Annotated in this window: 11 protein-coding genes; 8 read left to right on the top strand and 3 right to left on the bottom strand. The window is 60.7% G+C overall.

Annotated elements, in window-relative coordinates:
• The first annotated feature begins 28 nt into the window (after positions 1 to 28).
• The 3 genes from HXS65_RS03560 (at position 29) to HXS65_RS03550 (ending at position 4,668) form a co-directional block, all read left to right on the top strand.
• A complete protein-coding gene (locus HXS65_RS03560) occupies positions 29 to 910 on the top strand; it encodes a LysR substrate-binding domain-containing protein (RefSeq protein WP_255304404.1) in 882 nt (293 codons plus the stop codon).
• Between the two features lie 211 nt (positions 911 to 1,121).
• Positions 1,122 to 2,732, top strand: coding sequence for a BCCT family transporter (locus tag HXS65_RS03555; protein WP_176493113.1), 1,611 nt, complete (start codon positions 1,122 to 1,124; stop codon positions 2,730 to 2,732).
• Positions 2,733 to 3,045: 313 nt separating this feature from the next.
• Positions 3,046 to 4,668, top strand: a complete 1,623-nt coding sequence (locus tag HXS65_RS03550) for a BCCT family transporter (protein WP_176493112.1) — start codon at positions 3,046 to 3,048, stop codon at positions 4,666 to 4,668.
• Between the two features lie 101 nt (positions 4,669 to 4,769).
• Here HXS65_RS03550 and iolB read toward each other — a convergent pair whose 3' ends face one another.
• The 3 genes from iolB to HXS65_RS03535 form a co-directional block, all read right to left on the bottom strand.
• Complete coding sequence (gene iolB / locus HXS65_RS03545) at positions 4,770 to 5,573, bottom strand: 5-deoxy-glucuronate isomerase (RefSeq protein WP_084208911.1); 804 nt, start codon at positions 5,571 to 5,573, stop codon at positions 4,770 to 4,772.
• 35 nt (positions 5,574 to 5,608) lie between these two features.
• Positions 5,609 to 6,604, bottom strand: coding sequence for an inositol 2-dehydrogenase (gene iolG / locus HXS65_RS03540; RefSeq protein WP_176493111.1), 996 nt, complete (start codon positions 6,602 to 6,604; stop codon positions 5,609 to 5,611).
• 107 nt (positions 6,605 to 6,711) lie between these two features.
• Complete coding sequence (locus HXS65_RS03535) at positions 6,712 to 7,632, bottom strand: MurR/RpiR family transcriptional regulator (RefSeq protein WP_176493110.1); 921 nt, start codon at positions 7,630 to 7,632, stop codon at positions 6,712 to 6,714.
• Positions 7,633 to 7,992: 360 nt separating this feature from the next.
• On the opposite strand from HXS65_RS03535, the gene HXS65_RS03530 reads away from it, so the two are divergent.
• From HXS65_RS03530 to iolD, 5 genes are all read left to right on the top strand, one after another.
• Entirely contained in the window at positions 7,993 to 9,006 is a 1,014-nt protein-coding gene (locus tag HXS65_RS03530) for a sugar ABC transporter substrate-binding protein (RefSeq protein ID WP_176493109.1), read from the top strand.
• Between the two features lie 73 nt (positions 9,007 to 9,079).
• Complete coding sequence (locus tag HXS65_RS03525) at positions 9,080 to 10,198, top strand: ABC transporter permease (RefSeq protein ID WP_176426449.1); 1,119 nt, start codon at positions 9,080 to 9,082, stop codon at positions 10,196 to 10,198.
• Positions 10,199 to 10,308: 110 nt separating this feature from the next.
• On the top strand, positions 10,309 to 11,091 hold the full coding sequence (locus HXS65_RS03520) for an ATP-binding cassette domain-containing protein (protein ID WP_084209753.1): 783 nt from the start codon (positions 10,309 to 10,311) through the stop codon (positions 11,089 to 11,091).
• A 118-nt stretch (positions 11,092 to 11,209) separates the two neighbouring features.
• Positions 11,210 to 13,201 (top strand): 5-dehydro-2-deoxygluconokinase, encoded by a 1,992-nt coding sequence (gene iolC / locus HXS65_RS03515; protein WP_176493107.1) that lies wholly within the window; start codon positions 11,210 to 11,212, stop codon positions 13,199 to 13,201.
• Positions 13,198 to 15,075 (top strand): 3D-(3,5/4)-trihydroxycyclohexane-1,2-dione acylhydrolase (decyclizing), encoded by a 1,878-nt coding sequence (gene iolD / locus HXS65_RS03510; RefSeq protein WP_176493106.1) that lies wholly within the window; start codon positions 13,198 to 13,200, stop codon positions 15,073 to 15,075. Before iolC ends, iolD begins: the two co-directional genes overlap by 4 nt.
• The last annotated feature ends 75 nt before the right edge of the window (positions 15,076 to 15,150 follow it).

The raw sequence follows: 15,150 nt of genomic DNA, 5'->3' as shown, positions 1-15,150 counted from the left end.
ATCCATCGGCAGACCCGATACATCAAGCGTGAACGCCCCTCGCCCCTTGCCTTCGCTGGATACGGATCTGCTGCTGGCATTCGTGACGGTGGCCGACAGCGGGAGCTTCACTCAGGCGTCACGCCATCTGCACCGTACCCAGTCCACCGTCAGTCTGCGCATCAGCACCCTCGAGGAACGGCTCGGCTACCGACTGCTGATACGCACCAGTCGGCATATGGAATTGACCGATGCCGGCCGAACCTTTCTGCGCTACGCACGCCGCATCCTGCAACTGCAACGTGAAGCCGTGGCTGCCCTTGGCGAAAACGACCACCCGATCACGTTGCGCCTCGGCTTGCCGGAGGACTACGCCACCACCTGGCTGCCGCAGCTATTGGCACAGATCAGTGAGCGTCATCCCCAGATCCGGCCACACATCCACTGCCGGATGTCCACGGAACTGCTGGAACAGCTCGATGCCGGTCAGCTGGATCTGGTCATCGCGGTCAGTCACAACCCACAACGCCAGGGGGAGTTGCTGTCTCGCGAGCCTGTGGTGTGGGCGGCGCATCAACGCTTCGTGCTGGACCCCGGCGCTCCGCTGCCATTGGCACTGTTCCCTGAGCAATGCATCTATCGCGAACGGGCCTTGTCCGCCCTGACGCAGGCCGAGCGTGGTTGGCGTATCGATTCCACCAGCCAGAGTCCCAGCGGGTTGAGGGTCATCGTCAATCAGGGCCATGCCATCACGGTGGCAGATCGACGCTCGTTGCCTGAAGACTGGTATGAACTGGGTGAGGACATGGGTCTGCCAACGCTGCCTACCGCGGAGATCGAACTTCATCGCTCCCCTAGCCTGACGCACCCGATATTCGATACCTGTGCGGAGATGATTCGCGAATTGTTGCGAGACGAGGCTCAGACCTGAGGCGAGAAGGTGCCGCCCATGCGGTCTTGCTGCTTATGCACGAATTTTCACTATCCCGAATACGCCCTCCACGCATCCATTGACGACAGCCGAGAAGATTTTTCTCTTACCACTGCCCTACGCTGCACGGCAGTTCACTGCATGCCCCTGATCGACTGGCGCCCTCCCCGGCAACATCGCAAGACACGACAACAAGAACGAGGAAACTCACATGTTCGGAGCATCCGTGCGTCCACTGGTCTTCTGGCCACCTTTCATTCTGCTGTTCGCCTCCGTATTGGCGAGCTTGATCGATCTGGACAGCTTTCTGGCTGTCACCACCAATCTCAACAACCAGGTACTCAGCAAGTTAGGCTGGTTGTTTTCCATCACGGCGCTTAGCATGGTGGTGGCCTGCCTCATCGCCTATCTTTCGCCACTGGGCCGTACCCGTATCGGCGGCGAGAACACGACGCGACTGTTGTCCCCATGGCGTTGGTTCTCCATCACGTTATGCACCACGTTGGCCGTAGGCATCATGTTCTGGTCGACCGCAGAGCCGCTTTATCATCTTCACTCGCCGCCCACTTCGCTGGACATTGCCGCCAATAGCCCGGAAGCCGCGCGGTTCGCGCTCTCGACCATGTTCCTGCACTGGTCGTTCACGCCCTATGCGATCTACACCGTCCCTGCGCTGATCTTTGCCCTGATGCATTACAACCTCGGCAAGCCCTTCTCGCTCGGCACCCTGTTCGTGCCGCTGCTGGGAGACCGACTGATCGGTCGCAAGGGACGTGTGCTCGATGCACTCGCGCTCTTCGCCCTGGTCTGTGGCATGGCGTCGTCCCTCGGCACAGGGGCCATGACCCTGGCAGGCGGCATCGACCGCTTCCTCGGCACTGGCTCGGGTCCGCTGATGCTGGGCATCGTCACCCTCGCGATCGTGCTGTGTTTCACCGCTTCAGCGGCCAGTGGTCTGCAGAAGGGCATCGCACGCCTGTCCGCCATCAACGCCAAGGCCTTCTTCGCCTTTCTCATCTTCGTGTTCGCCTTCGGTCCGACGCTGACCATCCTCGGCTACGGCACGGAAGCGGCTGGCGAGTACTTCACCAACTTCATGAGCAAGAATCTGTTCACCGGGGCCTTCGACAATGACCCCTGGCCACAGAGCTGGACCATCTTCTACTGGGCCAACTGGATGGCATGGGCACCGATTTCCGCCCTGTTCCTGGGCAAGATCTCGCGGGGCTATACCGTGCGGCAGTTCATGCTGATCAACATGGTGGCGCCCTCGCTCTTCTCGATCATCTATGTCGCGGTGTTCAGCAGCACCACGATCAAGCTGGATATGGAAAGTGGCGGCGCCCTGTATGGCATCCTCTCGGATTCCGGCGCGGGCTCGGTGATCTACGCACTCTTCGATGAGCTACCGATGAGCTCTCTGGTGGGGGGGATCTTCCTGGTCATCGCCTTCCTGTCCTTCGTGACAGCGGCCGACTCCAATACCGACGCCATCAGCCAACTCTGCAGCTCGGATAGCCAGGAGGCTCTGGCAGGCAACGAAAGCGAAGACCGCAGCAAGGGCCGACTGATGATGAAGATCATCTGGGGCTCGACCATCGGCGCCGTCGCCTGGATCATGACCTCCTTCGTCGGCATCGACGGCATCAAGATGCTCTCCAATCTCGGCGGCGTGCCGGCGCTGTTCATCGTCATCGGCGCGACTGCCTCGTTGATTCGACTGGTCTCCATCGGTACCGCCAAGATCGGCCTCGAGCACACGCCGTCACGCAGTTATTCGGCAGAAGCCCATCAGCGTTGGCAATCTTCCCAGTCCATCTGAGCCAACTCGAGATGGCGTGATACTGCAGTCCTCAAGGAGAAACCACGACACCCCCGGGCCGAGAGGCGACGGGGGTGTCGTGGTTTTCTCTTGAGCGTCATGGCCCGCACGGTGGCGTAGACCCTGCGGTCCGCGTGGCGGTCAGAACGCGCGCACTTCTGGAGTAAGTTTTGACAGAACTTTCCGCAAATCCTGCCAGCGCATTACATGAACGCGCGCGTATATACGCCGTTGAGGAGCGAATCTCAACGCTGACAAAACAGAAATTTATGAGTTAGCATCCGCATCCTCATAAGAAATTATAGGAATGCGCATGTTTGGTTCATCCGTCCGCCCACTCGTCTTCTGGCCACCGTTCATCCTGCTGATGGTTGCGGTGGCCGCGAGCCTCATCAATCTTGAAGGATTCCTCGCGACCACCACCACCCTGAATGACTGGGTGCTCGACAAGTTCGGTTGGCTGTTCTCGATCACGGCGCTTGCCATGGTGGTAACGTGCCTGGTGACATACCTTTCACCATTGGGACGCACGCGAATCGGCGGAGAAAATGCCAGTCGGATTCTGACACCATGGCGCTGGTTCTCCATCACGCTGTGTACCACCCTGGCCGTTGGCATCATGTTCTGGTCAACCGCAGAACCGCTCTATCATCTGCATACTCCGCCAGGTTCACTGGATGTGGCTGCCAATACGCCTGAGGCTGCCAGATTCGCACTATCGACCATGTTCCTTCACTGGTCATTCACGCCGTATGCCATCTATACCGTCCCCGCCTTGCTGTTTGCCCTGATGCATTACAACCTGGGAAAACCCTTCTCTCTGGGGACGCTTTTCGTGCCATTGATCGGTGACAGGCTGATCGGTCGCAAGGGGCGTGCGCTGGATGCATTGGCGTTGTTTGCGCTGGTCTGCGGCATGGCATCTTCGCTGGGAACCGGTGCCATGACGCTTGCCGGCGGCCTGGATCGCTTCCTGGGCACCGGTACCGGCACCATGATGCTGGGTCTGGTGACTCTCGCCATCGTGGCCTGCTTTACCGCCTCCGCGGCCAGCGGTCTGCAGAAAGGCATCGCGCGTCTATCCGCCATCAATGCCAAGGCCTTCTTCGTCTTCATGGCCTTTGTCTTCCTGTGTGGCCCGACCCAGACCATTCTCGGCTACGGCACGGAAGCGGCTGGCGAGTATTTCAACAATTTCATGCAGAAAAGCCTGTTCACCGGTGCCTTTGATGGTGATCCGTGGCCGAAGAGCTGGAGCATCTTCTACTGGGCCAACTGGATGGCATGGGCACCGATTTCCGCCCTGTTCCTCGGCAAGATCTCCCGTGGCTATACCGTGCGTCAGTTCATGCTGATCAACCTGGTCGCACCCGCCCTGTTCTCGATTACCTATGTCAGTGTCTTCGCAAGCTCCACCATCGAATTCGATATGCAGAGCGGCGGCGCGCTGTATCAATTGCTGAATGATTCAGGTGCCGGTTCCGTCATCTATGCCCTGTTCGATGAGCTTCCGATGAGCGGCCTGGTCGGCATCGTCTTCCTGATCATCGCCTTCCTGTCCTTCGTGACGGCGGCTGACTCCAATACCGAAGCGATCAGTCAGCTGTGCAGCACCGACAGTCAGGCTGCCATGGCCGGAGACAGCGATGAAAATACCAATGACCGCCTGCTCATGAAGATCATCTGGGGCTGCACCATCGGTGCCGTCGCCTGGATCATGACCGCATTCGTCGGGATCGATGGCATCAAGATGCTCTCCAACCTCGGCGGTGTCCCGGCGCTGTTCATCGTGATTGTCGCGACAACCTCCCTGCTGCGCCTGGTGTCGATCGGTACCGCCAAGATCGGTCTCGAGCACACGCCTTCCCGCAGTTACTCCCCGGAGGCCCACCAACGCTGGGAGAGCACACGCAAATCGTCGGCAACCTCGCAGTAGACTGCGATTGATGCGTCACAACGAAAACGCCCTGCACATTGTGCAGGGCGTTTTCATGAGAGTGTCGACAGTGAGGCAGCTCTCATCATGCGGCTCGGGCATCATTTCATGTCGACGATCCACTCATGCGCGGGGTCATTCTTGAATTTCCAGACCCGCTTGGGGCCAGCCATGACATTGAGATAATAAAGCTCATAGCCGTGTGGAGCGGCGGCGGGATGATACCCCTCCGGTACCATCACACAGCAGCCATCTTCCACCGCCATGGTTTCATCCAGGGATCGGTCATCGGTATAGACGCGCTGGAACGCAAACCCTTGTGACGGATTGAGCTTGTGGTAGTACGTCTCCTCCAGGAAAGACTCTTCCGGCAGATTGTCGGCACAGTGCTTGTGCGGAGGGTAGCTGGACCAGTTGCCAGGGGGCGTATAGACCTCCACCACCAACAGACTATCGGCGGGCTCCGTCTGGGGAAGAATGTCCTGCACGTGACGTGTGTTGGTCCCCTCGCCACGTGTCGAACAGGCCACCTGCTCGGGGCGAATCAGGCGAGCGGCATGATTGCCATGCCCCGGAGCACTGCAGACGGCTATCTCCAGCTCCGTCAGTGCTTCCACTGAATAGGCTATCCCGTCCGGAAGATACACCGAGTACGGCGGCAGGTGTTCAAACACGCTCATGCGTTCACCGATGTTCTCGAACGTCTGGTCACCGGTACGCACGGTTGCTCGTCCCGAGAGCAGCACGAGGCACTGTTCGCGACTCTCGGTGTGGCGCTCGAAACGCTCACCTTGTTTCAGGCGATGTACGCGAAAGCCTACGTGTGTCCAGCCTGCAGATTCCGGAGTGACTTCCAGTAGCGTTCCATCTTCACCAGGGGCATGCGGTCTCACGAGAAGTGTCATGTTCTTGTCCTTTTCAGCAGCAGGGAGAAGTGGGCTCAACGAATCTCACTGAGCAGTACCCGGCGCCCTTCGCGATAGGAAATCAACGCCGCTTCGGCCAGTTCAAGCGCGGCGAGTCCATCCTGCGCGCCGGCCAGCGGGGCACGACCTTCTTGCCAGGCAGTGACGAAATCTCCCACTTCACGCACATAGGCCTGCGCGTAACGCTCGAGGAAGAACCACTGTGGACGCTCTTCCACCACACCTTCCACGCCGGTGAAGCGCAGGCGCGTATCCGTCTCGTTGCGCGCCTCCAGCATGCCCTGGCTGCCAAAGACCTCGATCCGCTGGTCATAGCCGTAACAGGCACGACGCGAGTTGCTGATGGAGACCAACTTGCCGGAAGCACTCTTCAGATTGATGAGTGCGCTATCCAGATCTCCCGCTTCACCGATGGCTGGATCCACGAGGCAGCTGCCACTGACCGTCACCTCCGTGACCGGCTCGCCCAGCAGCCAGACCGCCATGTCCAGATCATGAATGCTCATGTCACGGAAGAGTCCTCCCGAGGCTGCCACATATTCTGCGGGCGGCGGCTCTGGATCACGGCTGGTGATGGTGATCATCTCGAGTTCGCCGATTCGTCCCGCTTCCAGCGCCTGCTTGAGCGCCGAGAACTGAGGGTCATGGCGACGATTGAACCCCAGAGCACAGGTCACGGGGTACTCCGCCAGCACACCAAGACAGTGACGCGTTCGCGCAAGATCCAGATCGATCGGCTTCTCGCAAAGTACCGCCTTGCCCGCACGGGCCGCACGCTCAAGGAAGTCACAGTGAGTCGGAGTGGAGGAGGCGATCAGAACGCCATCAATCTCCGCTGACGCGAAGATGTCCTCCGCCGTCATCACCGGCACACCATATTCCGCAGCGAGTGAATTGGCAGCCTCCGGGAAGGCATCACTGACACATGCCAGTTGCGCCAGGGGGTGATCAGAGATGGCGCGAGCGTGAACACGGCCGATGCGACCGGCGCCCAGCAGAGCGATTTTCATGTGAAGCGTCCTCCATATCTATGGCGTTTGTTGTTGTTGCGTCTCGAACGAATTGAGAGAGATTGTCGGCAAGCACTACCTCCTGTAGTGCTCGCCTTTGCCGTACTTCAGCCTCGAAGGTTGGCAGCGCCCTCTTCCTGCAATGAGATGTCGTGCGGTGTGGTGCCCTGCACTTCCTCGCTGCCCTGCTGGCGAACGCCCAGTCCGATGGCAAGTGCCTGGGCCAGGCATAGCGTGGACGTCAGGCCTCGGAAGCCTTGCACTTCGGCTTCGTTCACCACCAACACGACATCTGCGTGGTGAGTCAGTGGGCTCAGGGAAGAGTCGGTAATGAGTATCGTGGGGGTACCGCGCTCACGCGCCACATGGACGGCAGACTGCACCTCTTCTGCATAGGGCGCGAAGCTGGTGACCAGCAGACAGTCCTGGCGGGAGATCGCTTCTGCCTGCTCGCGATACATCGCCCCCATGCCATCCATCAGGAAGGCGCGTTTGGCGATATGCCGCAATGAGTAGGCCAGGTAGCTTGAGACGACGAAACTTCGCCGTGCTCCCAGAAGGTGAACAGCCTCCGCGGCTTCCAGCAGATCGAGAGCTCGCTCGATATCCTTGGGCGCGATACGTCCTGGCAGTTCGCCAAGTGCCTGCTGATTGGCGGCCGAGAAACTTCTCAACAGCTCGTGAGCGCCAGGACTCTCGCCGGTCACCTCGCGGGCGACCCTGATGCGCTCACTATAACTGGGCTCCGCTTCGACCAGGCGAGCCCGAAACAGCTTCTGCATCTCTGAAAAGCCCGAAAACCCCAGCGCGTTCGCGAATCGAATAAGCGTCGAGGGAGTGACATCAGCCTTCTCGGCAAGCCCCGCCACCGTGCCGAAAGCCACCTCCTGGGGGTGATCCAGCAAAAAGCGCGCGCTTTGCTGAAGACGGCGCGACAGATGCGGATACTGCTGCGTGATATGCGCTTCGAGAGATTCAAATGACTGCAATTGGCGTGCAGTCGTCTGCAAGGGGGTTATCTCAGCCATGGGAACTCCTGTCGCGGCTCACCTGCCAATGCGGCGTCGGAGCGGCCGTACCTCGAGTGAGCGATGATTGGCAGTGTAGGCATATGGAATGAAAATTCCAATACAAAAATAAATCGAATATTCCTGTTGCATTCCCCAATTCTGGAATCTACATTCCATAAGCAGATCAAAACGGAACGCCATGTTCCTGCCTTGTGTCAGGGCGCCCACTGAGTGACAGGCACCACCGTGACGGCACACCACCTCACACAATGAAATGATCCTGCTTGCGCCCATAGAGGCACTGAAACGGGATGCCGAGACGCCAATCCGGCAGCCCGTACTGACAACGACAATAATCAGAGACGTCAGGAGTCATCGATGAACCACGCCAATTCACACGCTCATCCAGTTCCAGCCCATCCCCGTACCGGAAAGCCCCGCCACGAAACGTCCCGCTTTCGTCGCATCACCGCCGGCATCGTCACGGCTCTGCTGGCAGCCTCAGCCGCCAATGCCGTGTGGGCCGCGGACTCCGAGCGCTATGTCATGATCACCCATGGACAGAACTCCGACCCCTTCTGGTCTGTCGTCAAGCGTGGCACTGACGATGCGGCTGAAGAGCTTGGTGTCAAAGTCGAGTACCGCGCACCTTCTACCTTTGACATGGCGAAGATGGCGCAATTGCTGGATGCCGCAGTGGCCTCTCAGCCCGATGGCCTGATCATTTCATTGACCGATGCCGATGCACTGGGCAAGGGCATCAAGAATGCGGTGGACCAGAAGATCCCCGTCATCACCATCAATTCCGGTGGCGACAAATCCAAGGACGTCGGTGCTCGCCTGCATATCGGACAGAGCGAGTATGAGGCTGGGCGTGCTGCGGCTGAGCGCATGATGGACAGTGGTGCCAAGCACGGCCTGTGCATCAACCAGGAACAGGGCAACGTGGGGCTGGATGCCCGCTGTGCAGGCTTCATCGAGGGGTTTGACGGCAGTGCAGACGAGCTGGCGACCAGTACCGATCCGACCGAGATCAAGAATTCCCTGGTGGCATATCTCAATCAACACAGCGAGATCGACTCGATCCTGGCTCTGGGGCCCCTCAGCTCTGAACCCATGCTCAAGGCCATGCAGGAAGCCGGTGCCACCCAGAAATTCCAGCTGGGTACCTTCGATCTCTCTCCCGACATTCTCGCTGCCGTCCAGGCCGGGGAAATGAACTTTGCCATTGATCAGCAACAGTACCTGCAGGGCTATCTGCCGGTGGTCTTCATGCATCAGTACCACCTTCACGGTCTGATGCCGGCTGGCGATGTCGCCACAGGGCCGGGATTTGTCACCGCCGAGAATGCCGGTCAGGTCATCGAGCTGTCAGAGCAAGGCATTCGCTGAGCTCTCCCATCTGGCAACACTTTCATTTCCGTGAGATGGCGCCTTCCTCGAGGAGGCGCCAGGAGAGAACATCATGACCGATCACGCCATGAGCGCTGTTTCAGAGACGGATGACGAGCGCCTCCGCCGCGTTCACCCCTTGAAAGCCGCACTGAAACGCCCCGAATTCGGTGCCATTGCCGGCACTATCCTGGTATTTGCCTTCTTCTCTGCCGCGGCCTCAGGGACCGGGATGTTCAGCCTGGCAGGCATACTCAACTTTCTGGAGGTCTCCGCTCAGCTGGGGATCCTGGCCATCGCGGCATCATTGCTGATGATCGGAGGGGAGTTCGATCTTTCCCTTGGCTCCATGATCGGCTTTGCCGGCATCCTGATCGCCATCCCTGCCGTGCAATACGGTTGGCCACTCTGGTTGGCCATCACCTTCGCCTTTGCCAGCGCCGTGCTGATCGGCTGGATCAACGGCTATCTGGTGATGCGCACCGGCCTGCCCTCCTTCATCGTGACCCTGGGGTTCCTGTTCATTCTTCGTGGCCTGGCCATTGGCCTGACGCGCTGGACGACCGGCCGCACTCAAGTCGGGGGCATTCAGGAACTGGCGGATCACGATTGGCTGGCCCCGCTCTTCTCCGGCGAGGTATTCACCGGCCTCTTCAGCTGGATGGCGGCGCAGGGCTGGATCGCGACCAACTTCGCGGGCAACCCTAGCGTCACGGGTGTACCGATCTCCATCGTCTGGTGGATCGTGCTGGCCATCGCCGCGACCTGGCTGCTGCTCTACACGCGATTCGGCAACTGGATCTTCGCGTGTGGCGGCGACGTGAATGCCGCTCGCAACGTCGGCGTCCCGGTCATGAAGGTCAAGATCGTGCTGTTCATCTTCACGGCTGTCGCCGCCACCATCTTTGCCTGCCTGCAGGTGATGGATACGGGGTCGGCTGACACGACGCGCGGACTGCTCAAGGAACTGGAAGCCATCATTGCCGTGGTCATCGGCGGCGCTCTCCTTACCGGCGGCTATGGGTCTGCCGTAGGGGCCGTCTTCGGTGCGCTTATCTTCGGCACGGTCCAGATGGGCATCTTCTACACCGGGGTCAACACTGACTGGTTCAAGGTCTTTCTCGGCGCCATGCTCCTGATCGCGGTGCTGTTCAACAACTACGTGCGCAAGAAAGCCCTGGAGGCCAAGTGATGACTGCCAATGCCAACCTGCAACAGGCGCCGGAACAGACCACGACCGCCGCAGACCGCGCCAGAGGTAACACCCCGAAAGCCGTTGACACTCGCACGCCATTGATCGAGATGCAGGCCGTCGACAAGCACTTCGGCAATGTGGTCGCTCTCTCCGACATTTCGCTGAAAGTGTACGCAGGCGAAGTCATGTGCCTGCTGGGCGACAATGGCGCCGGCAAGTCCACCCTCATCAAGACCCTGTCAGGGGTACATGCCCCGACCCACGGTGAGCTGCTGCTCGAGGGCACCCCTGCCAACTTCACGACACCAGGTCAGGCGCTTGATGCCGGCATCGCGACGGTCTTTCAGGATCTGGCGATGATTCCCCTGATGTCGATCACCCGCAACTTCTTCATGGGACGTGAGCCCACCAAGGGGGTTGGCCTCTTCAAACGTGTCGACTGGGCATTCGCTGACCGTGTCGCGCGGGAGGAAATGGCCAAGATCGGGATCGATGTCCGCGATCCGTCCCAGCCGGTGGGTACCCTGTCCGGTGGTGAGCGTCAGTGCGTGGCGATCGCAAGGGCCGTCTACTTCGGTGCCAAGGTGCTCATTCTTGACGAGCCGACCTCGGCACTGGGGGTCAAGCAGGCGTCCAAGGTGCTGCGCTATATCGCACAGGCTCGCAATCGAGGGCTCGGGGTCATCTTCATCACGCACAACGTTCATCATGCCTATCCCATCGGCGATGCGTTCACCCTGCTCAAGCGCGGTACCTCTCTGGGTAGCTGGCGCAAGGAAGACATCACACGTGAGGAAGTGCTCAACATGATGGCCGGCGGCGAGGAAATGGCCAGCCTGGATGCGGAACTGGCGGAATTCCAGCGGATGGACGCCGCCACGGTGGCCTGACACGGCATCATCGCGCCGGTCACGCTGCAGCAGAGACGTCGAGGCTGCTCCAACGCCTCGACGTGCACCGATTACTGTCAATGCCGGTCATCACCGGCCTATATCAAGGGACATGCCAATGACGCGCCACTCACCTCACTCACCTGACCTGGATGTCATCTGCCTCGGCCGCGTCGCCGTCGACCTCTATGCCGAACAGATCGGTGCGCGCCTCGAAGACGCCACCAGCTTCAAGAAATATCTGGGCGGCAGCTCCGGCAACATGGCGTATGGCACGGCACGCCTCGGACTCAACTCCTCGATGCTGGGTCGCGTCGGCAATGAGCAGATGGGCGAATTCCTGCGCGAGGAACTCGCCTCGGTCGGCTGCGATGTCAGCCATCTCAAACGTGACCCCGAACGTCTGACCGGACTGGTGCTTCTGGGCATCAAGGACAAGGACCAGTTCCCGCTGCTCTTCGTACGCAACGACTGTGCCGACATGGCCATTGATGAAGATGATGTGGACCCGGCGTTCATCGCTCGAGCCCGCGCCCTGGCGATCACCGGCACCCACCTTTCCACTCCCCGCACCCAACGTGCCGCCCGCAAGGCACTGGATGCCGCACGCGAGGCTGGCGTGAAGCGCGTGCTGGATATCGACTACCGCCCCGTACTCTGGGGGCTGACCAGCATCGGGGATGGCGAGACGCGCTTTGTCGCGGACGAGAGTGTCAGTCAGCACATGGCCCGTTGGCTGGGTGACTTCGACCTGATCGTCGGCACGGAAGAAGAGTTTCATATCGCGGGCAACAGTACCGACACGCTGGACGCGCTGCGCGAGGTTCGCCGTCACAGCGATGCCGTGCTCGTGTGCAAGATAGGGGCACGCGGCTGCGTCATCTTCGAGGGCGACATCCCACGACATCTGGAAGACGGCATTCTGGTCGAGGGCGTCAAGGTCGAGGTCATGAACGTGCTTGGCGCTGGTGATGCCTTCATGAGTGGCTTCCTGCGTGGCTATCTTCGCGATGAAAGCTGGGACACTTGCGGTCATTACGCCAACGCATGTGGCGCATTGGTCGTGTCTCGCCATGGATGTGCACCTGCCATGCCCACGGAAGCGGAACTGTTCGATTACCTGAGCCGCCGCGAGTCCGTGCCACGCCCGGACCTTGATGATCATCTGACCCACCTGCATCGCGTCACCACTCGTCGGGTAGCGCACTGGGAGAGCGTGCTGGGGCTGGCATTCGATCACCGTCGCCAATTCCTGGACATGGCACGCGATGTCGAAGGCGACCCCGAGCGCCTGCCACGCCTCAAGCAGCTACTGGTAGAGGCCACCCGCAGCGCGGCGCAACAGGCCGGTATCCAGCGCCCTGCCATTCTCTGTGATGATGTCCTGGGACAGGATGCGCTCAATGACACGGCAGCACTGGACTGGTGGGTAGGCCGTCCGGTCGAGCTCCCAAGCTCGCGGCCTTTGCGCTTCCAGCATGGAGATGACATCGGTAGCCAGTTGCGACGCTGGCCGCGCCACCACATCGTGAAGTGCCTCGTGTTCTATCACCCGGACGATGAGGCCACGCTGCGCCTCGATCAGGAAGCCCGCCTGCGCCAGCTGTATGACGCCTGCTGCATGTCGGGGCATGAGTTGCTCATCGAAGTCATCCCGCCACGTCAGGCAGACGCACCCGCCTGTGATGAGACCACCGTTCCCCGTAGCCTGGAGCGTCTCTACAACCTTGGCATTCGCCCGGACTGGTGGAAACTGCCCGCTCTGACGACGCAAGGTTGGGAACGCGTCAGCCGAATCATCAGCGCTCGCGACGCCTGGTGTCATGGTGTCGTGCTGCTGGGGCTTGATGCGCCGATCGAAGAGGTCAAACGCGGTTTCGAGCAGGCAGCGCGTTTCCCGATCTGCAAGGGGTTCACCGTCGGGCGCACCTTGTTCACTGCCCCCAGCCAGGCCTGGCTGTCAGGCAGCATTGACGATGCGACCCTGATTCGTCAGGCCGCTGACAACTATCTCGACTTGATCACCCATTGGCAGCAACTGCGTGATGCCCATTGCGGCGCAGCGGATGTCAGTCCTGCCACATCGCTCGCAGAAGGAGTCCTGCAATGAGCCCCGTTTTCCACTCGGCGGCGGCGCCGGGTACCGTGCGTCTGACCGTCGCCCAGGCACTGGTGCGCTACCTGAGCCGGCAATATATCGAACAACATGGACAGGAAGTCCCCTTGTTCGGTGGCTGCTTCGCCATCTTCGGCCACGGCAACGTGGCGGGTCTCGGCGAGGCCTTGCACGCCGCGGGCGATGATTTTCCCACCTATCGCGCCCACAACGAACAAGGCATGGCCAATGCGGCCATTGCCTACGCCAAGGCCAACAATCGCCGTCGCATCATGGCGTGTACCTCGTCCATCGGGCCTGGTGCCACCAACATGGTGACGTCTGCCGGGCTTGCTCATGTCAATCGGTTACCGGTGCTGTTCCTGCCCGGCGATACCTTCGCCAGCCGCGCACCGGACCCGGTGCTCCAACAGGTCGAGCACTTCAATGACCCGGGCCTGAGCGTCAATGACTGCTTCCGCCCCGTGTCACGCTTCTTTGACCGCATCACGCGACCGGAACAATTGCTGACCAGCCTGCCCCAGGCGCTGGCCACGCTGCTGGACCCCGTGGATTGTGGCCCTGCCACCCTGTGTCTGCCACAGGATGTCCAGACGCTTGCGTTTGAATGGCCGGAAGACTTCTTCACCCGTCGGGTGCATCACATCCGTCGCGCTCCCGTCGCCCAGGAAGAGCTGGTGGCAGCCCTGGACACACTGCGCACAGCCAAGCGGCCACTGCTGATTGCCGGGGGTGGCGTGCATTACAGCGAGGCGTGCGAGGCCCTCGCCGCCTTTGCCCAGCAACACGGCATTCCAGTGGTCGAGACACAGGCAGGCAAGGGCGCCCTGCCCTGGGACCACGCTCGCAACATGGGCGCAATCGGTGTCACCGGCGCGGCCAGCGCCAACCAGCTGGCACGTGAAGCCGACGTCATCATGGCCATCGGATCACGGCTTCAGGATTTCACCAGCGGCTCTCGCACGCTCTTTGAAGCCGCCGGCCAGACACTCATCAACCTCAATGTCGGTCGCTTCGACGCCGTCAAGCATGGCGCACGGCAACTGCAGTGCGATGCCCTGCGGGGGCTTGAGGCCTTGACGGCAGAGCTGGGTGACTGGAGCGCGCCAGACAGCTGGGTGCAACGCCAATCCGGGCTCAAGCAGGAATGGGAAGCGGTCCGCGAGAGTGTCATGGCTGATCAGGGGCTCTCGCTGCCAACCGATGCCCAGGTGCTCGGGGCCGTGAATCGTCAAGCGACAGATGACACCACGGTGGTCTGTGCTGCCGGCGGCTTGCCAGGTGAGCTTCACAAGCTATGGGCAGCCAGTGTCCCCGGCAGTTATCACGTGGAATATGGCTTCTCATGCATGGGCTATGAACTGGCCGGCGGGATGGGCGTCAAGATGGCACGCCCGGAGCGGGACGTCGTGGTTGTGGTCGGCGATGGCAGCTACCTGATGCTCAACTCTGAGCTTGCCACCTCCGTGATGCTCGGCCACAAGCTGACCGTGGTGGTCCTCGACAACCGAGGCTACGGCTGCATCAATCGCCTGCAACATGCCACCGGCGGCGCCGGCTTCAACAACCTGCTCAAGGACTGTCGCACCGTTCCGGAAGGCGCTCCCAAGGTGGACTTTGCGGCGCACGCTCGTGCACTGGGTTGTCAGGCCGAACAGGTCACGGGGATTGGCGAACTGGACGCCGCGCTCGAGCGTGCTCGGTCCTCATCGACGACCTACGTCATCGCGCTCGACACGGATCCATTGCCCTCCACCCAGGAAGGCGGGCACTGGTGGGAAGTCGCCATTCCCGAAGTCAGCGAACGCGAAGCCGTCCGCGACGCCTATCAGGGCTATCTGTCGCACAAACGCCAGCAAGCTCGCTGACGCATTTCAGGGCCGGCCAACCGCCATTGCGACATCCGTTGGCCGGCCTGGACGATACGCCATCTCTCGGAGGCC

The sequence above is a fragment of the Cobetia sp. 5-25-4-2 genome (genome assembly GCF_013374075.1).
Lineage (GTDB): Bacteria > Pseudomonadota > Gammaproteobacteria > Pseudomonadales > Halomonadaceae > Cobetia > Cobetia marina.
This window is presented reverse-complemented; position numbering and strand designations above follow the sequence as displayed.

Bases quoted from the DNA above. Each gene is read 5' to 3' on its own strand.
- HXS65_RS03555 (WP_176493113.1), top strand. From the start codon at position 1,122: ATGTTCGGAGCATCCGTGCGTCCACTGGTCTTCTGGCCACCTTTCATT.
- HXS65_RS03550 (WP_176493112.1), top strand. From the start codon at position 3,046: ATGTTTGGTTCATCCGTCCGCCCACTCGTCTTCTGGCCACCGTTCATC.
- iolB (WP_084208911.1), bottom strand. From the start codon at position 5,573: ATGACACTTCTCGTGAGACCGCATGCCCCTGGTGAAGATGGAACGCTA.
- iolG (WP_176493111.1), bottom strand. From the start codon at position 6,604: ATGAAAATCGCTCTGCTGGGCGCCGGTCGCATCGGCCGTGTTCACGCT.
- HXS65_RS03535 (WP_176493110.1), bottom strand. From the start codon at position 7,632: ATGGCTGAGATAACCCCCTTGCAGACGACTGCACGCCAATTGCAGTCA.
- HXS65_RS03530 (WP_176493109.1), top strand. From the start codon at position 7,993: ATGAACCACGCCAATTCACACGCTCATCCAGTTCCAGCCCATCCCCGT.
- HXS65_RS03525 (WP_176426449.1), top strand. From the start codon at position 9,080: ATGACCGATCACGCCATGAGCGCTGTTTCAGAGACGGATGACGAGCGC.
- HXS65_RS03520 (WP_084209753.1), top strand. From the start codon at position 10,309: ATGCAGGCCGTCGACAAGCACTTCGGCAATGTGGTCGCTCTCTCCGAC.
- iolC (WP_176493107.1), top strand. From the start codon at position 11,210: ATGACGCGCCACTCACCTCACTCACCTGACCTGGATGTCATCTGCCTC.
- iolD (WP_176493106.1), top strand. From the start codon at position 13,198: ATGAGCCCCGTTTTCCACTCGGCGGCGGCGCCGGGTACCGTGCGTCTG.